Source organism: Muricoccus vinaceus (genome assembly GCF_042433125.1).
Classification (GTDB): Bacteria; Pseudomonadota; Alphaproteobacteria; order Acetobacterales; family Acetobacteraceae; genus Roseomonas; species Roseomonas vinacea.
This window is the reverse complement of the sequence record NZ_JBHLVZ010000043.1, coordinates 65,383-83,612: the sequence shown is the minus strand read 5'-3', so window position 1 is coordinate 83,612 and position 18,230 is coordinate 65,383. Positions and strand designations below refer to the sequence as shown.

17 protein-coding genes and 1 pseudogene are annotated in these 18,230 nt (G+C 72.3%); 5 read left to right on the top strand and 13 right to left on the bottom strand.

From position 1 onward, the window contains the following. Positions 1-7 precede the first annotated feature (7 nt). The 5 genes from ACFFIC_RS15635 to ACFFIC_RS15615 are packed head-to-tail and all read left to right on the top strand — an operon-like array spanning position 8 to position 6,585. The gene (locus ACFFIC_RS15635) at positions 8-883 is read left to right on the top strand and encodes an isocitrate lyase/PEP mutase family protein (protein WP_377051949.1); all 876 of its coding nucleotides are present in this window, start codon (positions 8-10) and stop codon (positions 881-883) included. Next, positions 880-2,529: a hydantoinase B/oxoprolinase family protein gene (locus tag ACFFIC_RS15630; protein ID WP_377051947.1), complete on the top strand. Its 1,650-nt coding sequence runs from the start codon at positions 880-882 to the stop codon at positions 2,527-2,529. The genes ACFFIC_RS15635 and ACFFIC_RS15630 overlap by 4 nt, the downstream gene beginning before the upstream one ends. Then, positions 2,526-4,586: a hydantoinase/oxoprolinase family protein gene (locus ACFFIC_RS15625; protein ID WP_377051945.1), complete on the top strand. Its 2,061-nt coding sequence runs from the start codon at positions 2,526-2,528 to the stop codon at positions 4,584-4,586. The genes ACFFIC_RS15630 and ACFFIC_RS15625 overlap by 4 nt, the downstream gene beginning before the upstream one ends. Beyond that, positions 4,583-5,200 carry a cysteine hydrolase gene (locus ACFFIC_RS15620; RefSeq protein ID WP_377051943.1) on the top strand — a complete coding sequence of 206 codons (618 nt, stop codon included), beginning with the start codon at positions 4,583-4,585 and terminating at the stop codon, positions 5,198-5,200. The genes ACFFIC_RS15625 and ACFFIC_RS15620 overlap by 4 nt, the downstream gene beginning before the upstream one ends. Beyond that, positions 5,197-6,585, top strand: a complete 1,389-nt coding sequence (locus ACFFIC_RS15615) for an FAD-dependent oxidoreductase (RefSeq protein ID WP_377051941.1) — start codon at positions 5,197-5,199, stop codon at positions 6,583-6,585. The genes ACFFIC_RS15620 and ACFFIC_RS15615 overlap by 4 nt, the downstream gene beginning before the upstream one ends. A 6-nt stretch (positions 6,586-6,591) precedes the next feature. Here the strand turns inward: ACFFIC_RS15615 and ACFFIC_RS15610 are convergent, their stop codons facing one another. The 13 genes and pseudogenes from ACFFIC_RS15610 to ACFFIC_RS15550 all read right to left on the bottom strand — a co-directional run bounded on the left by ACFFIC_RS15610 (position 6,592) and on the right by ACFFIC_RS15550 (position 18,226). Further along, the gene (locus ACFFIC_RS15610) at positions 6,592-7,575 is read right to left on the bottom strand and encodes an amidohydrolase family protein (protein WP_377051940.1); all 984 of its coding nucleotides are present in this window, start codon (positions 7,573-7,575) and stop codon (positions 6,592-6,594) included. An 11-nt stretch (positions 7,576-7,586) separates the two neighbouring features. Beyond that, positions 7,587-8,492, bottom strand: coding sequence for a xanthine dehydrogenase family protein molybdopterin-binding subunit (locus ACFFIC_RS15605; RefSeq protein ID WP_377052190.1), 906 nt, complete (start codon positions 8,490-8,492; stop codon positions 7,587-7,589). Next, a pseudogene (locus ACFFIC_RS15600) lies at positions 8,462-9,327 on the bottom strand (molybdopterin cofactor-binding domain-containing protein). The gene ACFFIC_RS15605 and the pseudogene ACFFIC_RS15600 overlap by 31 nt, the downstream one beginning before the upstream one ends. 8 nt (positions 9,328-9,335) lie before the next feature. After that, entirely contained in the window at positions 9,336-9,560 is a 225-nt protein-coding gene (locus tag ACFFIC_RS15595) for a hypothetical protein (protein ID WP_377051939.1), read from the bottom strand. Between the two features lie 16 nt (positions 9,561-9,576). Then, positions 9,577-10,533 carry an amidohydrolase family protein gene (locus tag ACFFIC_RS15590; RefSeq protein ID WP_377051937.1) on the bottom strand — a complete coding sequence of 319 codons (957 nt, stop codon included), beginning with the start codon at positions 10,531-10,533 and terminating at the stop codon, positions 9,577-9,579. A 38-nt stretch (positions 10,534-10,571) separates the two neighbouring features. Continuing rightward, on the bottom strand, positions 10,572-11,570 hold the full coding sequence (locus ACFFIC_RS15585; protein ID WP_377051935.1) for a Bug family tripartite tricarboxylate transporter substrate binding protein: 999 nt from the start codon (positions 11,568-11,570) through the stop codon (positions 10,572-10,574). A 103-nt stretch (positions 11,571-11,673) separates the two neighbouring features. Next, on the bottom strand, positions 11,674-12,654 hold the full coding sequence (locus tag ACFFIC_RS15580; RefSeq protein ID WP_377051933.1) for a Bug family tripartite tricarboxylate transporter substrate binding protein: 981 nt from the start codon (positions 12,652-12,654) through the stop codon (positions 11,674-11,676). Between the two features lie 39 nt (positions 12,655-12,693). Further along, complete coding sequence (locus tag ACFFIC_RS15575; RefSeq protein ID WP_377051931.1) at positions 12,694-13,431, bottom strand: dienelactone hydrolase family protein; 738 nt, start codon at positions 13,429-13,431, stop codon at positions 12,694-12,696. Then, positions 13,428-14,354, bottom strand: a complete 927-nt coding sequence (locus ACFFIC_RS15570; protein WP_377051929.1) for a Vgb family protein — start codon at positions 14,352-14,354, stop codon at positions 13,428-13,430. Before ACFFIC_RS15570 ends, ACFFIC_RS15575 begins: the two co-directional genes overlap by 4 nt. After that, the gene (locus ACFFIC_RS15565; RefSeq protein ID WP_377051927.1) at positions 14,341-15,279 is read right to left on the bottom strand and encodes a BKACE family enzyme; all 939 of its coding nucleotides are present in this window, start codon (positions 15,277-15,279) and stop codon (positions 14,341-14,343) included. Before ACFFIC_RS15565 ends, ACFFIC_RS15570 begins: the two co-directional genes overlap by 14 nt. 28 nt (positions 15,280-15,307) lie before the next feature. After that, complete coding sequence (locus tag ACFFIC_RS15560) at positions 15,308-16,279, bottom strand: tripartite tricarboxylate transporter substrate-binding protein (protein WP_377051925.1); 972 nt, start codon at positions 16,277-16,279, stop codon at positions 15,308-15,310. Positions 16,280-16,319: 40 nt separating this feature from the next. Beyond that, entirely contained in the window at positions 16,320-17,363 is a 1,044-nt protein-coding gene (locus ACFFIC_RS15555) for a branched-chain amino acid ABC transporter permease (RefSeq protein WP_377051923.1), read from the bottom strand. Beyond that, positions 17,360-18,226, bottom strand: a complete 867-nt coding sequence (locus tag ACFFIC_RS15550) for a branched-chain amino acid ABC transporter permease (RefSeq protein ID WP_377051921.1) — start codon at positions 18,224-18,226, stop codon at positions 17,360-17,362. Before ACFFIC_RS15550 ends, ACFFIC_RS15555 begins: the two co-directional genes overlap by 4 nt. Positions 18,227-18,230: the final 4 nt, after the last annotated feature.

The window sequence follows — 18,230 nt, the reverse complement described above, 5'->3', positions numbered from 1 at the left end:
GTTGAAGATGACCCCCACCTCCCTACGCCAGCGCCTCGCCGAACCGCGCCCCGTCACGGCCCCCGGCATCTACGACGCGCTCACCGCCTGCATCGCCGCCGCGGCCGGGTTCGAGGCGCTCTACGTCTCCGGCGCCGCCATCGCCTACACGCGCCTGGGCCGCCCCGACATCGGCCTCGTCTCCATGACCGAGGTGGCGGAAACCATCGCCCTCATCCGCGACCGCGTGGACCTGCCGCTGGTGGTGGATGCCGACAACGGCCATGGCAACGCGCTGAACGTCCAGCGCACCGTCCGCATGTACGAGCGCGCCGGCGCCAACGCGCTGCAGATCGAGGACCAGACGCTTCCCAAGCGCTGCGGCCACCTGCAGGGCAAGTCGCTGATCCCGGCGAACGAGATGGCCGGCAAGATCCGCGCCGCGGTGGACGCGCGCGCCAGCGAGGAAACGCTCATCATCGCGCGCACCGACGCCATCGCGACCGACGGCCTCGACGCCGCGCTCGACCGCGCCGCCCTCTACGCCGAATCCGGCGCCGACATCCTCTTCGTCGAGGCACCGCGCGACCGCGGGCAGATGGCCGCGGTCGTGCAGCGGCTCGGCGCCACCCGCCCGCTGATGGCGAACATGGTGGAAGGCGGCGACACCCCCATCTCCACCGCCGCCGAACTCGGCGAGGCCGGCTTCCGCCTCGTCATCTTCCCCGGCGGCATCGTGCGCGCCCTGGCCCGCACCGCGCAGGACTACTACGGGTCCCTCGCCGCGAACGGATCCAACCGGCCGTTCGCCAGCCGCATGCACGACTTCGGCGGCCTCAACGCCCTGATCGGCACGCCGGAAATGCTGGAACTCGGCCGCCGCTACGAGGAACCCTCGGCATGACCCCCGATCCCGTCACCCTGGCGATCCTGAAGGGCCGGCTCGAAGGCATCGCCGACGAGATGGACGCGACCCTCTTCCGCTCCGCCTTCAACCCGATCATCGCCGAGGCCAAGGACGCCTGCCACGGCCTCTACCATGCCGAGACCGGCGAAACCCTGGTTCAGGGCACCAGCGGCCTGCCGATCTTCGTCGGCGCCATGGCCTTCGCCGTGAAGGCCGTGATCGACAAGGTCGCCCGCGACGGCGACCTGCGCCCGGGCGATACCTTCCTGTTCAACGACCCCTACCAGGGCGGCACCCACCTCAACGACTTCCGCCTGGTGCGCCCGATCCACCGCCAGGGCAGGCTCTTCTGCTGGATGGCCTCGGTCGGCCACTGGCTCGACGTCGGCGGCAACGTCCCCGGCGGCTACAACCCCAAGGCCATCGAAAGCTTCCAGGAAGGCTTCCGCATTCCCCCGGTGCGCCTGATCCGCGACGGCGTGATGAACCAGGACCTCGTCGACATCCTCGCCGCCAATTCCCGCGTCCCCACCTCCAACTGGGGCGACCTCAACGGCCAGCTCAACGCCCTCGACCTCGGGGAGCGCCGCCTCGCCGCCCTGATCGACGAGCACGGCGAGGAACTGGTGCAGGGCGCCTTCGCCGCCTTCTCCGCCCGCGCGGAAGCCCTGATGCGCGGCGCCATCGCCGGCCTGCCCGACGGCACCTACGCCTTCGAGGACGTGCTCGACAACGACGGCATCACCGACGAAACCCTCACCATCGCCCTCGACCTGACGATCGCGGGGGAGGAGATGGTGCTCGACTTCTCCCGCTCCTCCCCGCCCGCCCAGGGCCCGGTCAGCATCAGCCGCGCCACCACCATCGCCGGCTGCTACGTGGCGCTGAAGCACGTCTTCACGGAGGTGCCGGCCAATGCCGGTTGCCTCCGACCCATCCGCTTCGTCGTGCCCGATGCCACGCTGCTCGGCGCGGGCGCGCCCCACCCCATGGCCGGCTACACCGAAACCGTGCTGCGCCTCGTCGGCGTCATCTTCGGGGCGCTGGCCAAGGCCGATCCCGCCCGTGCCACGGCAGCGCCCTTCGGCACCATCAACGCCCTCTCCATGGCCGGCCACCGGGCGGACGGCTCGCGCTGGGTGATGTTCTCCTTCTTCGGCGGCGGCCTCGGCGGCAACCCGGAATCGGATGGGCTGAACCACGCCAACAACCCGATCTCCACCGCCACCATCCCGCCGGTGGAGATCCTGGAGGCCGCCTATCCCGTGATGTTCACCCAATGGGCGCTCCGCCCCGATTCCGCCGGCCCCGGCGCGCATCGCGGCGGCCTCGGCGCCGTCTACGAGATCGAGGCCCTGGTCCCCGCCAGCGTCTCCCTCCTCGGCGAACGCGGCAAGGTCGCGCCCTTCGGGGTCGGCGGCGGCGGCCCCGCCGCGCGCAACCGCTTTTCCTGGGAAACGTCCGAAGGCCGCCAGTCGCCGCCCATGGTCTCCAAGGTCACCGACATCCGCCTCGAAGTCGGCAGGCGCCTCCGCCTCGAAACCCCCGGGGGAGGCGGCTGGGGCGACCCCGCTGCGCGCGACCCGGCCGCCGCCGCGCGCGACGCGCGCCTCGGCTACGTCACGGGCGCCTCGGCCGGATGAGCGCCGCCACAAAGGTCGTCGGCGTCGATGTCGGCGGCACCTTCACCGACCTCTTCCTGTTCGACGAGGGCACGCGGACCTTCCGCACGGCCAAGGTCCCCTCCAACCGCGGCGACGAGGCGGTGGGCTTCCTCAACGGCCTGCGCCAGCTCGGCGCCGTCGCCGACCTCGCCTCCGTCGTCCACGGCACCACCGTCGGCACCAACGCGCTGCTGGAACGCAAGGGCGCCCGCGTCGGCCTCATCACCACCCAGGGCTTCCGCGACGTCATCGAGATGCGCCGCCGCGACCGCCTCCGCACCTGGGGCCTTTGGGGCGACTTCATCCCCGTGGTGGACCGCGACATGCGCCTCGAAGTGGCGGAACGCACCCTCGCCGACGGCACCATCCGCCAGCCCGTTGATCTCGATGCGGTGCGCGCCGCCGTGCGCCAGCTCATCGCCCAGGGCGCGGAGGCGCTCGCCATCGTCTTCATCAACGCCTACGCCAACCCCGCCAACGAGGAGGCCGCGCTGGCCGCGGCGCGCGAGGTCTGGCCTGCCGACACGATCTCCCTTTCCTCCCGCATCCTGCCGGAGATCCGCGAGTTCGAGCGCAGCTCCACGACCGCGCTCAACGCTTACCTCCAGCCCGTGGTCGGCTCCTACCTCGGCAAGCTCGACGCCGCGCTGGAAAGCGACGGCTTCACCGGCCGCTTCCACATCGTGCAATCCAACGGCGGCGTCATGTCCACCGAGTCCGCCCGCCGGCTGCCGGTGCGGACCGCCCTCTCCGGCCCCGCCGCCGGCGTCATCGCCGCCGCCGCCATCGCGCGCGAGGCCGGCTTCCCCGATGTCGTCACCGGCGACCTCGGCGGCACCTCCTTCGACGTCTCCCTCGTCGTCTCCGGCGAAACTGCGCTCGCCGCCCAGACCACCATCGACTTCGGCCTCGTCATCCGCACGCCGATGATCGAGATCACCACCATCGGCGCCGGCGGCGGCTCGATCGCGCGCGTCGATGCCGGCGGCCTGCTGCAGGTGGGGCCGGAAAGCGCCGGCTCCCGCCCCGGCCCCGTCTGCTACGCCGGCGGCAACACCCGCCCGACGCTGACCGACGCCAACGTGGTGCTCGGCCGCATCAACGCCGAACGCCCGATCGGCGGCGGCCTCGCACGCCTCGACGTGGAGGCGGCCCGCGCCGCCATCCTGGAGCATGTCGGCCAACCCCTCGGGCTCGACGCCATGGCGGCGGCCGAAGCCATCCTCCGCGTGGCCAACGGTCACATGGCCCGCGCCATCCGCCTCGTCTCGATCGAGCGCGGGCACGATCCCGCCCGCTTCGCCGCCGTGCCCTTCGGCGGCGGCGGCGCCCTGCATGCGGGAGCGCTGATCCGCGAGGTCGGCCTGAAGGCCGCACTGGTGCCGCGCTTCCCCGGCATCAACTCGGCGCTGGGCTGCGTCATCGCCGATATCCGCCACGATCAGGTCCGCACGGTGAACCTTCCGCTGGACGGCATCGACGGCCCGGCGCTCGACCGGCTGATGGTTTCGGACGCCTCGGCCGTGCGGGCGGTGGTCGCCGATGCCGGCCTGCCGGTGGAACGGATCGACACGCTCTTCGCGCTCGACATGCACTATGCCGGCCAGACCCACACGGTTTCCGTGCCGCTGCCGGTGGAGGTGCGGGACAAAACCACCGGCATCACCGCCGCCATTATCCGACAGGCCTTCGAGGCCGCCTATCAGGCGAGCTTCAGCCGGTTGCTGGACGGCGTGCCGGCGCGGATCGTCAACCTCCGCACCGCCGCCATCGGCCGCCGCCCGCGCTTCGACCTCTCCACCCTCGCGCCCGAACCCGGTGCGAGGCTGGAGGGCGCCCGTCGCGGCACGCGCCCCGTCTGGTTCGGCGGCGCCTGGCACGAGACGGCGATCCTCTCTCGCCTGGACCTGCCCGTGGGCGCGGTGATCCCCGGCCCCGCCATCCTGGAACAGCCCGACGCCACCACCGTCGTCGATCCCGGCCTTTCCGCGCGCGTGGACCGCCTGGGCAACGTCGTGATCGAGAGCGCGCCATGAGCCAGACCGCCATCCCCGCCGCAAAGACCGCCCTGCTGATCTTCGATCTGCAGAACGACTTCATCCACCCGGATGGCGCCTATGCCCGCGGCGGCCAGGGAGACCCGGAGATCGCGGCGCTTCCCGCCCGCCTCGCCCCCCTCGCGGCGGCGATGCGCGCCGCCGGCGGCTGGATCGCCTCCACGCACTTCACCCTCGTGCCGGGCAAGGGCGGCGAGCCGATCATCTCGCCGCACCTGAAGGCGCTGCGCCCCTTCCTGCGCCGCGGCGACTTCGCGCCGGGATCCTGGGGCCACCAGCTCGTGGATGCGCTGCAGCCGAGCGACCTGATGATCGAGAAGGTCGCCTATTCCGCCTTCTACATGACCCGTTTCGAGTGGCTGCTCCGCAAGTGCGGGATCGAGCGACTGATCGTCGGGGGCATCGTCACCAACGGCGGCGTGGCCACCACCGTGCGCGATGCCCATGTGCGGGACATCGACGTCACCGTCCTGTCCGACGGCTGCGCCGCCTTCGGGCGGGACACGCACGCAACGGCCATCGCCGCGCTGCGGCCCGTCGCCCGCATCGCGACGGTGGCGGAGGCGATGGCCGAACTGGGCGCCGCCGCGTGACCATCCTGCCCGCCCAGGAATCCTACGAGGTCACCATTCCCGTCGTGGTCGTCGGTGCCGGTGCCGCCGGCCTCTGCGCCGCCCTGGCCGCGCAGGAGGCGGGGGCGGAGGTGCTCGTGCTCGAGCGCGATCCCGTGCCGCGCGGATCCACCGCCCTGTCCGCCGGGCTGGTGCCCGCGGCGGGCACGCGCTGGCAACGCGAGGCCGGGATCGAGGACAGTCCCGAGGCCTTCGCCGCCGACATCATGGCCAAGGCGGAGGGCGAGCCCGACCCCGCCGGGGTGGCCCGTGTCACCCGCAGCATCGGCCCGGCGCTGGAATGGCTGGCCGACGCGCACGGCCTCCGCTTCTCCGTGATCACGGATTTCCGCTATCCCGGCCATTCCGCCAACCGCATGCACGGCCTGCCCAGCCGCGCCGGGGAGGAACTGGTGGACCGCCTGCGCGAGGCCGCCGAGACCGCCGGCATCGACATCCTCTGCGATGCCCGGGTCACCGCCCTGCACGCCTCCCCGGATGGCCGCATCGCCGGCCTGACCCTCCGCCGGCCGGACGGCACCGAGGACAGGCTCGGCTGCGGCGCCCTCGTGCTCGCCTGCAACGGCTATGGCGGCAACAAGAGCCTCGTGCGCCGCCATGTGCCGGCCCTGGCCGACGCTCTCTACTTCGGCCATCCCGGCAACCAGGGCGAGGCCGTCCTCTGGGGAGAGGCGCTGGGCGCCGCCACGCGCCACCTGTCCGGGCACCAGGGGCACGGCTCGGTGGCGCACCCGGCCGGCATCCTCATCACCTGGGCCACCATCGCCGAGGGCGGCGTGCAGGTGAACCTGGAGGGCCGCCGCTTCTCCGACGAGAGCCACGGCTATTCCGAGCAGGCCGCGCGCGTGCTGGAACAGCCCGAGGGCATCGCCTGGACGGTCTTCGACGCCCGCATCGCCGGCATCGCCCGCCAGTTCGAGGATTTCCGCCAGGCCGAGGCTGCCGGCGCGATCCTGGAGGCGGACACCATCCCGGCGCTCGCCGCCGCCACCCGCCTGCCCGAAGCGGCCCTCGCGGCCACGCTGGAGGAGGCCGCGCGCCTCAAGGAGGAGGGCGCGGCGGATGCCCATGGCCGCAGCTTCGCGGGCGTGCCCCAGCTCGTTCCGCCCTTCCGCGCGGTGCGCGTCACCGGCGCGCTGTTCCACACCCAGGGCGGCCTGGTGGTGGACGACGCGGCGCGGGTGCTGCGCGCGGATGGCAGCGCCATGCCCAACCTTTTCGCGGCCGGGGGCGCGGCCTGCGGCGTCTCGGGCGCGCGGGCCTCGGGCTATCTGTCGGGCAACGGCCTGCTCACGGCGGTGGCGCTGGGCCGCATCGCCGGCAAGGCCGCCGCCACGGCATCCTGACGCCGCTCAAAGCCGCAGCAGGCGCTCCGCATTGCCCTGCATCACGGCGTGGCGCTGCGCCGGGGTGAGATCCAGCCCTTCCAGCGCCTTCAAGGTCTCGGCGATCGGGCCAAGCGGCGCGTCCGTCGAGAAGACGAGGTGCTCGGCGCCGAAGAAGGCGAGCGAGGCGGGCAGCCCCGTGCCGCTGCCGAACATGGCCGTGTCCGCGTAGAAGTCGCGGAAGTAATCAAGGTGGGGGCGCCTGAGGGCGGGCAGGATGCCCGAAAGGTCCTCGTCCGTCGTGCGGCTGCCGAGCACGGCCATGCCCGGGCCGACGCGCCCGTCGAAGGTCGGGATCATGCCGCCGCCGTGGTGGGTGATGATCTTGAGGGCGGGGTGGCGGTCGAAGAGGCCGGAGAAAACCAGCCGCGCCATGGCCACCGAGGTCTCGTAGGGCCAGCCGAAGCACCACCACATCTCGAACCGGCTTTTCGCCTCGCTCGCGTAGTCGGCCATGTCGGCGGTGCGGGCGGGATGGAGCCAGACCGGCAGGTCGTGCCCGGCCATGGCGGCGAAGAGCGGCGCGTATTCGGGCCGGTCCAGCGGCCTGCCCGCGACATTGGTGAACACCTGCACGCCGCGCGCGCCGAGCGTCGTGATCGCGCGCTCCGCCTCCCGCACCGCCTCCTCGGGGTCGAGCATGGAGAGGGTGGCGACGAAGGCGGGGAAGCGGTCGGGGTGGCGGGCGCAGAGTTCGGCCATGGCGTCGTTGGCGATGCGCGCGAGGTCGGCCGCCTGCACGGCGGAGACGATGTCCTCCAGCGGCGGATTGGGCAGGGAGATCACCTGGGCATAGCCGGGCACCGCGTCCATGGCGCGGAACCGCGCCTCCAGGTCGTGCAGCGGCCGCACGCCGCGCAGCCGCGCCGCGATGTTGCCGAGCTTGGGCGAAACCTTCCCCAGCGCCTCCGAGAAGGGCTGCGGCAGGATATGCGTGTAGATGTCGATCATGCGGGGTCCTGTCATGCGGCGGTGCGCAGGGCCTGCCAGATGCGCTCGGGCGTCGCGGGCAGGACAAGGCGTGACGCGGCTCCGGGCGGCAAGGCCTCGGCGATGGCGCCGAGGATCGCGGGCGGGGCGGCGGTCGTCCCTGCCTCCCCCGTGCCCTTCACGCCCAGCGGGTTGGTGGTGGCGGGCAGCCCGCGGATCTCCGGCACGTCCTCCGCCCGCGGCAGGGCGTGATCCATGAAGGAGCCGGAAACGGGTTGCCCGTCCGCGTCCATCGCGACGCGCTCGGTGAGCACCTGCCCCAGCCCCTGGGCGACCCCGCCCATGATCTGGCCTTCCACCACCATGGCGTTCAGCACCCGCCCGCAATCATCCACCGCGAGATCGGCGACGACCCGCGCCGTGCCCGCTTCCGGGTCGATCTCCACCTCGGCCACATGGCATCCGTTGGGGAAGGTGGCGGGGGCCGTCACCTTGCCGGTGGCGTCCAGCGGCGTTCCGAGCCCGGCCGCGCGCGCCACGACCTCCATCAGCCCCACGCCGCCGGCGCCCCCCGCGCTGAAGCGGCCCCCTGCCAGCACCAGCTCTTCCTCCCGCGCCTGGAGCAGCAGCGCCGCGGCGGGGCGGGCCTTGCGCAGCACCTCGTCGGCGGTGTTGGCGATGGCCCCGCCCACCGTCATGGCGGAGCGCGAGGCAACGGCGCCGAAGCCCGGCACGTCGCGGTCGCTGTCACCCCGGGTGACGCGCACCACCGCGCGCGGCACGCCGAGGCGCTCTGCCGCAAGATCGCCGAACACCGTCTCGTGCCCCTGCCCGCCGGAAACGGAGTTGATGCTGACGCTCACCGTGCCATCGGCGGCAAAGGCGATGCGCGCGGGTTCCTCCGGCATCACGCCGGCATTCTCGAGGAAGCAGGCCATCCCGACCCCGCGCAGCCGCCCGCGTGCCGCCTCCTCCACCACATCATCACCAGCCCCGTCGGCACGAAGGCGGCGGCCTGGGTGAGATAGGCGCCGAGATCGGCCAGCCCCTTCACCCGCAGCGCGAGGAAACGGGCCTGGGCCTCCAGGGCCAGCTCCGCCGTCCGGTCGCTGCCACGCCCCTGATTGTCCGTCAGAAAGGCCTCGGAGCGCGTGGAAACCCAGCGCACCGGCCGCCCCAGCCGCTCCGCCGCGCGCAGCAGGGCCAGGTATTCCGGGTAGTTGCCCGACTTCATGCCGAAGGCCCGCCCAGGTCGTGGCTCACCAAGCGCAGGGCCGCCTCCGGAACGCCCATGGAGGACGCGCCCCCCTGACGCATTCCCGCCGCCCCCTGCGAGCCCGTGACAAGCGTGTGGCGCCCCGTGCCGGGATCAAAGAAGGCCGTCGCCGCCCGCGGCTCCAGCGAAGCGACCACCAGCCGGCCGATCGGCACGGCCCCGCGCGCGACCAGCGCCGCGCGTGCAAAGGCCACTTCCACGGCGGCGGACCCCGCGCCATCCGGGTCGGGCGGTCCCACCCAGTCCAGCGCGAGGTTCCCCGGCGCCTCGTCCGGCCACAACACGGGTGCGCCCGGCGCCAGCGCGGCCGACGCATCGGTTACGGCGGGCGGGGGCTCGTAGTCCACCAACACCGCCTCGGCCGCGTCCTGCGCCTGGGCGGCGGTCTCGGCCACAACCAGCGCCACGGGCTCGCCCAGGTGCGGCACGCGGCCGCTGGCCAGGGCGGGGCGGTGCACGGGCCGGACCGGCGAGCCGTCGCGCCCGCGGATGGGCATGGGGCTGGTCACGCTGCCAGGCCGGCGAGGTCCGCGCCCGTCAGCACCGCCACCACGCCCGGCATCGTGCGCGCGGCCTCCGCATCGATGCCGCTGATCGCGGCATGGGCATGGGGAGAGCGGAGAAACACCGCAGAAGCCGCGCCCCCCGCCCGTTCATCGTCCGAATACCGGCCGAGCCCGCGCAGCAGCGCGTCGTCCTCGGCCCGCCGGCCGGTCCCCCAGTGCCCCACGGCGCTTCCTTTCGCGCTACAGCCCGAGCAGGCGCTTCGCGTTCCCGCTCGCGATCCCCTCGCGCACCGCCTCGCTCACGGGCACCTCGTCGAGGAACCGGCCGGCAATCTCCGCCGCCTCGAAGGGATAGTCCACCGCGAACATGACCCGCTCCTCGCCGAGCGAGGCAAGGGTGCAGAGCAGCGGCTCCGCCGCGCACTGGCCGGAGGTGGTGACGAGGATATTCTCCCGGATATAGGCGGAGGGCTCCTTCTTCAACGGCCGCTCCGCCTTGTAGAGCTTGGCGCGGCTGTCGAGCCGCCACAACAGGAAGGGCAGCGTCTCGCCCATGTGGCCGAGGATGACGCGCGCCTCCGGGTGCCGGTCGAAGGTGCCGCCGAACACGAGGCGCAGCGCGTGCGTCGCCGTTTCCACCGTCCAGCCCCAGGTGGCGCGGGAAAGCACCTTCACGTCCGCCCAGCCGCCATAAGGCGCGGGCGGGTCGTTGGGGTGGATATAGACCGGCACGCCCAGCGCCGCCGCGCGCTCCCAGAAGACCTCGTACTTGTCGTGGTCGAGATAGGTCGCGTCCGTCTGGCCGTTCACCATGCCGCCGACGAGGCCGAGCTGGCGCACGGCGCGCTCCAGCTCATCCGCCGCCGCGCGCCCGTCCTGCATCGGCAGGTGGGCGAAGCCGGAATAGCGGTCGGGCCGTCCGGCGATCACCTCCGCCAGCGCGTCGTTCGCCTCCTTCGCGCGCACAACCGCCGTGGCCGTGTCGGGCTCCGCCTGCACCCCGGGCCCTGCGAGGGACAGCACGGCGCGCGCGATTCCGGCCGCGTCCATCGCGGCGAGCCGGCCTTCCCCGAAATCGGACAACCGCCCATGGATGTCCCTGTAGAGCGCGGGCGGAAGGTCCTCCACCGTCGCCTGCCAGTAGCCCTCCATGCCGGGGGTCATGAAGTGTTCCTCGAGCGCGATCTTGCTGATCAAGCGACAGCCTCCGTGGCGGCGGGATGGAAAACTGGGGCTCAGCGCACTTCGATGCCCGCCGCGCGCACGATGGAGACGCCGCGCGTGCGCTCCTGCTCGATGATCGCGGCGAACTCGGCAGGCGTGTTGCCCACGGCCTCGTAGGCCTGAGGCTCCAGGAGGCGGGTGCGAAGGTTGCTGTCCTGCAGCGCCGCGCGCGTCGCGACCGCGATGCGCTCCATCACCGGAGCGGGCGTGCCGGCCGGCGCGGCGAAGCCCCACCAGGGGCCGTCATAGGGGAACTCGTAGCCGAGCTCGCCGAGCGAGGGCACCTCGGGCAGGCGCGGCGAGCGCGTGCCGCCGAGCACCGCCAGTGGCTTCACGCGCCCTGTCGCGATCGGCTCCAGCGCGAAGCCGAGCGCGATATAGGAAACCTGCACGCGCCCGGCCGCCATCTCGTTGAAGGCCTCGACGATGCCGCGATAGGGAACCTGCTCGATCCGCAGCCTGTCATGCTGCTTGATGTACTCCCACAGCAGGTTCGGCGTGGAGCCGGCGCCGGAGGAGGAGTAGTTCAGGTTGGACTGGGTGCGCGCCCAGGCGACGAACTCCCGCAGGTCCTTGGCCGGGACGGCGGGATTGGCCAGCAGCACGCCCGCATTCCGCGCGATCAGCGTGACCGGGACGATCGAGCTGTACCGCGCGTAGAGCGTGGGCTCCACGAGCGGATAGGTGGAGAGAACCTCGGCCGAGACGGCGCAGAGCGTGTAGCCATCCGGCGCCGCCTGGGCGCAGGCCTCCAGGCCCACCACGTTGTTCCCGCCGGGGCGGTTGTCCACCACGATCGGATGGCCGAACTGCTGGCGCAACGGCTCGGCCATGGCGCGGATCAGGATGTCCAGCACGCCGCCGGGCGGCTGGGGGATGATCACGCGCAGCGGGCGATTGGGCCAGGCGGGCACCGTCTGCGCCATCGCGTCCCGTGCCGAACCCAGGCCGGCGATCAGGCCAGCGGCCAGAAGCAGCAGCGTGCGGCGAAGCGACGTGGACGAAGTCATGGCGGGCTTCTCCCTGGCGTGGCCGCTTGCGGGCCATTGCGCTCTCTTGAACCACGATACGGTATGCCTGACCCGCATTCCGGTCAACGGCGATCATGCCCACTCAGTTCGCCGGGCGGTACTCCGCGCGCGGCTGGCTGGAGAGGCGGATCAGCGCCTCGGCACCGGTGCGGTCTTCCGCCATGAAGGCCTTGAACTCCTCCGGCGTGCCCGCCTGGGGCTGCACGCCCTGGCGCCCCAGAAGGGCGGCGAAGCCCGGTTCGCCGAAGAGGTCCACCACCTCCGCGTTCATGCGCGACACCGCCTCCGGCGGCGTGCCGGCCGGGGCGACGAGCCCCCACCAGCCGCGGGAGGGAAAGCCGCCCAACCCGGCCTCCGCGAAGGTCGGCACGTCCGGCAACAGGGGCGAGCGGCGCGTGGTGGTCACCGCCAGCGGCCGCACCGTGCCGGCCGCGATCTGCCCGAGGAAGTTGCCCACCCCCATGTTGCCGAGCTGGATCTCGTTCGCGGACACCGCGAGCGCGATCGGCCCTCCCCCGCGATAGGGCACACCCGTGATGCCGACGGACCACTGCGTGTTCAGCCACTGCACCAGCAGTTCCTGCAGCGACCCGCCGCCCAGCGTTCCGAAGGCGAGCGGATGCGAGGCCGCATAGCCCCGCAACTCCTCCACCGAGCGCACGGGCAGGACGGCGGAAGCGACCAGCACCTCGGTCAGCAGAAACAGGTTGGTGACCGGCACGAAGTCGGCGGGGTTGTAGGGCAGGCGTTCGAATTGCAGCGGGTTGAAGGACATGGTCGCGTGATAAACGGCGCAGAAGGTGTAGCCGTCCGGCGCCGCCTGCGCGCAGGCCTGAGCGCCGACGATGCCGTTGGCGCCCGCCCGGTTCTCCACCACCACCGGCTGGCCCAGGCGCCGGGACAGTTCCGGAGACGCCGCGCGCAGGATCACATCCGTCACGCTTCCCGGGGCGATGGGCACGATCAGGCGAATGGGGCGCGACGGATAACCCTGCGCCTGGGCTCCCCAGGCCCAGAGCGCCGTCAGCAGGCCCGGCAGGACCCGTCCGAGAAACCGCCGCATCGCTTTTCTCCTCCCTGATCCGCCGGGTTCGACGGGCCGTCATTCCCGTGCCGCGAAACTCTCCGCCAGGAAGTCCGCGATCAGGCGGTAGCTCGCCCGCGCCGCGGCCTCGTCGTATTCGGCAATGCCGGGCACCGCCGCGTCCTCCTCGCAGAAGGAATGGACGAGGCCGCCGAAGGTCATCATGCGCCAGCGGGCCCCGGCCGCTTCCATCTCCGCCTCGAAGGCGTCGCGCTGCGCCTTGGGCGCGACGGGATCGCGCGCTCCGTGCAGCACCAGCAGCGCCGCGCGCACCGCGCCGGCCTGGGCAGGCAACGGGCTGACGAGGTCGCCGTGCAGCGATATGGCGGCCTGGATCGCGGCACCGGTCCGCGCAAGCTCCAGCACGCTGCCTCCGCCGAAGCAGAAGCCGATGGCAGCGCGCTTCGAGGGATCGCCGATGCCGCGGCGCGCCGCCTCGGCCGTCAGGGCGTCCAGCGCGGCGGCGATGCGCCGGCGCCGTTCCGCCGGATCGGCTCGCAGCGCCTCGGCAAGCGGCGCCGCCTCCTCCGGTCCCGACACGCCGAGGCCGCCGCCATACATGTCCACCACCAGCGCGATCCCGCGCTCCCCCGCGATGCGCGCGGCACGCTCGGCGGCCTCGGGCGTCACGCCCAGCCAGTTCGGCGCAACCAGCAGCAGCGGGCCGGATGCATCGGCCCCGGGCCCGATCACAAGCGTCCCCGCCAGCGCAAGCCCGCCGCTCGCGTAGCGCAGCGTTTCCATGGTGCCGCTCATGCGCCGCGCCCCTTCACGATCTCGCCGATGGTGCCGGTATCATGGCAGGTGAAGACGATGCGGCCGTCCGCCATGGTGGCGATGCAGCGCGCACCGCTGCCGGATGTCGGGATGGGATAGCTTCCCAGCATGCTGCCGTCCGGCGCCATGCGGCCGATCCGGTTCGCCGCGTTCGCCGTGAACCAGAGTTCCCCATCCAGGGCCACCGTCACGCCGCGGAGCGAGGCCCCGGGGATCGGCACGGGATGCTCGGTGATGCGGCCCCCGGCGTCGATCCGTCCCAGGGCATTGGCGCTGGTTTCCACGAACCAGATGCTCCCATCCGGATGCACGGCCATCGCGCGCGGCTGGCTGTCGGGGCTGGGAATCGGGAACTCCGTCACGTCCCCGTCCGGCGTGACCCGCGCCACCTGGCTCGCCTGCGCCTCGCTGAACCATACCGCTCCGTCGCGCGAGACGGGGGAGAGCGGCCGGCAACCCGGCGTGAAGCCGCGCGCGAACTCCGTCACCCCTCCATCCGGCGTGACCCGCGCCACCTGCCCCGCATCGGTCTGCGAGAACCAAATGTTGCCGTCCGGCCCCAGGACGATCCCGTTGGGCCCCGAAGCCGGAGTATGCACCGCGAACTCGGTGATGTGCCCATCCGTGGTGATGCGCCCGACCTTGTTGGCGGTGTTCTCCGTGAACCAGAGCGCCCCGTCGGCCCCGGCGATGATGCCGATGGGCGTGCTGTCCGGCGTGGGCAGGGCGAATTCCCGGAAAACGCCGCTGTCCAGGTCCAGGCAGCCGATCTTCGCGGCTCCGCTCTCGCAGAACCACAGGCGCCCGTCCGGGCCGGGGCAGCAGATATAGGGGCGGCTGTCCGGCGTGGGGATCCGGTGCTCCCGGATCGCGATGCGCGCCGCCGTGTCAGAAGCCGACAAGGTCGGCACCCTTCAGTGCCAGCGCCTGGCGCGCCTCGTCGGGGGTCGCGACCTCCAGGCCGAGTTCCTCGATGATGCGCCGGATCTTGCTCACCTGCTCCGCGTTGGAGGATGCGAGCTTGCCGCGCCCGATATAGAGGCTGTCCTCCAGCCCGACCCGGACATTGCCGCCCATCATCGCGGCCTGGGTGCAGATCGGCATCTGCTGCCGCCCCGCCGCCAGCACGGACCAGACATAATCCTCCCCGAACAGCCGGTCCGCCGTGCGCTTCATGAACAGCACGTTGTCCCAGTCGCTGCCGATGCCGCCCAGGATGCCGAAGATGGTCTGCACGAAAAAGGGCGGCTCGATCAGCTTGCGGTCGACGAAGTGGGCGAGGTTGTAGAGATGCCCCACATCGTAGCACTCGTGCTCGAAGCGCGTGCCGTGGTCCTTGCCGAGCATCTGCAGGATGCGCGCGATATCGCGGAAGGTGTTGCGGAAGATGAAGTCGTCGGTGCCCCGCAGATAGGGCTCCTCCCAGTCGTGCTTCCATTCCTTGTAGCGGTCCGCCAGCCCGAAGATGCCGAAGTTCATGGAACCCATGTTGAGCGAGCACATCTCGGGCTTCGCGCGCAGCGGCGCGGCCAGGCGGTCCTCCACCGTCATGTTCAGCCCTCCGCCGGTGGTGACGTTCAGCACCGCGCCCGTGGCCTGCTTGATGCGCGGCAGGAACTGCATGAACACCTCGGGGTCCGGCGTGGGCTTGCCGGTCTCCGGGTCGCGCGCGTGCAGGTGCAGGATGGAGGCACCCGCCTCCGCGGCCGCCACCGCCTGCTCCGCGATCTCGCTGGGCGTGACGGGCAGGGCATCGGACATGGTCGGCGTGTGGATGCCGCCCGTGACCGCGCAGGTGATGATGACCTTGTTGCGAAGGCTGCTCATGGCTGATCTTTCCGGGAGGGGAGGAAGGTCACTCGGGCGTGATGCCGGCGTCGCGCACCACGCCGGCCCAGCGGGCGAGGTCGGCGGCGACGTCCTGGCGCAGCCGGTCCGGCGGGCCGCCGACGGCCGCCATGCCCTGGGCCGTGAGCGCGGCAGCGGCCTCGGGCGCGGCCAGGATCCCGCCGGCCGTCGCGTTCAGCCTGGACACGATCTCGGCCGGCGTGCCGGCCGGAGCGAACAGCCCGTACCAGTCGCGCATCTCCATCGCGGGCAGCCCGGCCTCGGCCAGGGTGGGCACATCCGGTGCGGCGGCCAGGCGCTGGGCACTGGCCACGGCGACCAGGCCCAGGCGGTTGTCCCTGGCCAGCTCCCGCGCGCTGCCGATGGGCACGAACATCGCCGCCACCTGCCCGGCCAGCAGGTCGGCCACAGCACCGGCGACGGCGCGATACGGCACATGCGCCACGTCGATGCCGGCGCGCTGGCGGAACAGCTCCATGGCCAGGTGGTGCGGCGTGCCGACGCCGGGGGAGCCGTAGTTGATCGCGCCCGGCCGCGCCTTGGCGCGGGCGACGAACTCCGCGGCGCTCGCGCCGCCGGATGGATGCAGCAGCAGGCCGAACCCCACCGTCGCCAGCCCCGCCACGGGCGCGAAGCTGCCCACGGGCTCATAGGGAAGCTGTCGGAACAGGCTGGCATTCATCACCAGCGTGCTGGCGGTCACCATCAGCGTGTGGCCGTCCGGCGCCGCCCGGGCCGCAGCCTGGGCGCCGATGTTGCCGCTGGCCCACGTGCGGTTGTCAACCACGAAGGGCTGGTTCCAGCGGCGCGCGAAGCCCTCGGCCACAAGCCGCGCCACCACGTCGGGCGGGCTGCCGGCGCTGAAGGGCACGATCACCGTGACCGGCCGGGTGGAAAGGCCATGCGCCACGGCAGGGGCGGCGAGCGCGGCACCGAACGCCGAGCCGAGCGCCAAGCGGCGCGAGATGTGCTGCGTCATGACGTGCGGTCCGCGCTTGTTTTGCCTGACCTGTTCCGCATCACGGCGCACGGCGCTCCTGCAGCACGGCCGGTGGCGCCGGGCGCGGCTCCAGCCTTCGCGCCAGCGGAAACACCTGCCACCCCAGCCGCTCCGCCAGCACGCCCCAAAGGCCGCGCGGCGCGTAGAGCATCACCGCGATGGCCACGGCGCCGAGCACCATGAGATAGAGGCTGCCGAGCTGGGAAAGCGTCTCGCGCAGAAGAAAGAAGAGGGCTGTGCCGATCAGCGGCCCTTCCACGCGCCCGATGCCGCCGATCACCGCGATGAAGATCACCAGCGCCGTCCAGTCGTTCACGCTGAAGGCCGCATCCGGCGAGATGCGCAGCTTCTGGAGAAAGATCAGCGCCCCCGCCATGGCCGCCCCCGCGGAGGCCACGACGAAGACCGCGAGGCGCGTACGGTCCACCTCCACTCCGCAGGACCGCGCGGCCACCTCGTTGTCCCGGATGGCGGCCAGCGCCAGCCCGTGGCGCGAGCGCAGCAGCAGCAGGATCGCGAGCAGGACCAGAACGGCCAGCCCCAGCGCCAGCCAGTAGAGCAACTGTTCCCGCGCTGCGCGCCCGCTGGCGATGGTGGCCACCACCGATGCCGGCAGGCTGGTGCCGGAACCGCCGCCCAGCGCGGTGAACTGCGCGGCGAAAAGGCGGAACACCTCCGCCACCACCCAGGTGCCGATGGCGAAATAGGCGCCGCGCAGCCGAAAGGTCAGCGCCGCCACCGGCACCGCCGCCAGGGCGCCGAGCAACCCCGCGGCCGGAATGCCCCAGAGCGGGTTCACGCCGAACAGCAAGGCCAGCGAGAACAGCACATAGGCGCCCAGCCCCACGAAGGCCTGCTGCCCCACCGTCACCAGCCCGGCATAGCCCGCCAGCAGGTTCCAAAGGCTTGCCAGCGCGGCATAGGCGTAGACCTCGCCCATCAGCCGCAGGCCCTGCCGGTCCGCCCACCAGGGCGCCGCCGCGAGCACAAGCAGCAGCGCGACAAACAGCGGCAGCCCGATGCGGCTGGCGCGGGTGCCATGGGCAACGCGCGCGGCGCTCATCCGCGCAGCCTCGGGAACAGCCCCTCGGGCCGCACCGCCAGCACCAGCAGGAACAGCAGGTGCCCCGCCAGGATCTGCCACCCGGGATCGACCTGCGCGCCGATGGATTGCGCGACACCCAGCAGCACACCTCCCGCCAGCGTGCCCCAGAGGCTGCCCAGGCCGCCGATGATCACCGCCTCGAAGCCGAAGATCAGGCGCGCCGGGCCGATCGCCGGGTCGAAGTTGGTGCGCACCGCCAGGAACACCCCGGCCAGCGCCACCACCGCGAGCGACAGGGCCATGGCCAGCGCAAAGACATGGCGGTTGTCCAGCCCCATCAGCCGCGCCACCTCCGGGTCGTCCGCCGTTGCGCGAAAGGCGCGGCCCAGCGGCGTGCGCCAGGACAGAAGCTGCAGCCCGGCGATCGCCGCCACCGCCACGCCGAACTGCAGCAGGGGCAGCACGCCAACGGCGAGCCCGCCGCCGAGCGGCAGCGCCGCGACTTCGATCGCACCGGCCTGCAAGCGCTGGCTGTCGGCGGAAAACACCTCCAGCAGCCCGTTCTGGATGATGACCGAAAGCCCGAAGGTGACCAGCAGCGGCGGCAGCAGGTCGTCGCCCAGCGCCCGGTTCAGCAGCAGGCGCTGCAGCCCGTAGCCGATGCCCGCCATCAGCGGCACAACCAGCAGCAGCGACGGCAGCGGCCCGATCCCCAGCGCCTGCGTCACCACCAGCGCCAGGTAGGCCGCCAGCACGATCAGGTCGCCATGCGCGATGTTCACCAGCCGCATCACGCCGAAGATCAGCGAGAGCCCGGCGGCGAAAAGGCCGTAGAGCCCCCCCAGCAGCACGCCCTGGATGATGGCGTTGATCCATTCCATGGCC

Bases quoted from the DNA above. Each gene is read 5' to 3' on its own strand.
- ACFFIC_RS15635 (WP_377051949.1), top strand. From the start codon at position 8: ATGACCCCCACCTCCCTACGCCAGCGCCTCGCCGAACCGCGCCCCGTC.
- ACFFIC_RS15630 (WP_377051947.1), top strand. From the start codon at position 880: ATGACCCCCGATCCCGTCACCCTGGCGATCCTGAAGGGCCGGCTCGAA.
- ACFFIC_RS15625 (WP_377051945.1), top strand. From the start codon at position 2,526: ATGAGCGCCGCCACAAAGGTCGTCGGCGTCGATGTCGGCGGCACCTTC.
- ACFFIC_RS15620 (WP_377051943.1), top strand. From the start codon at position 4,583: ATGAGCCAGACCGCCATCCCCGCCGCAAAGACCGCCCTGCTGATCTTC.
- ACFFIC_RS15610 (WP_377051940.1), bottom strand. From the start codon at position 7,575: ATGATCGACATCTACACGCATATCCTGCCGCAGCCCTTCTCGGAGGCG.
- ACFFIC_RS15605 (WP_377052190.1), bottom strand. From the start codon at position 8,492: ATGGCCTGCTTCCTCGAGAATGCCGGCGTGATGCCGGAGGAACCCGCG.
- ACFFIC_RS15585 (WP_377051935.1), bottom strand. From the start codon at position 11,570: ATGACTTCGTCCACGTCGCTTCGCCGCACGCTGCTGCTTCTGGCCGCT.
- ACFFIC_RS15580 (WP_377051933.1), bottom strand. From the start codon at position 12,654: ATGCGGCGGTTTCTCGGACGGGTCCTGCCGGGCCTGCTGACGGCGCTC.
- ACFFIC_RS15575 (WP_377051931.1), bottom strand. From the start codon at position 13,431: ATGAGCGGCACCATGGAAACGCTGCGCTACGCGAGCGGCGGGCTTGCG.
- ACFFIC_RS15565 (WP_377051927.1), bottom strand. From the start codon at position 15,279: ATGAGCAGCCTTCGCAACAAGGTCATCATCACCTGCGCGGTCACGGGC.
- ACFFIC_RS15560 (WP_377051925.1), bottom strand. From the start codon at position 16,279: ATGACGCAGCACATCTCGCGCCGCTTGGCGCTCGGCTCGGCGTTCGGT.
- ACFFIC_RS15555 (WP_377051923.1), bottom strand. From the start codon at position 17,363: ATGAGCGCCGCGCGCGTTGCCCATGGCACCCGCGCCAGCCGCATCGGG.
- ACFFIC_RS15550 (WP_377051921.1), bottom strand. From the start codon at position 18,226: ATGGAATGGATCAACGCCATCATCCAGGGCGTGCTGCTGGGGGGGCTC.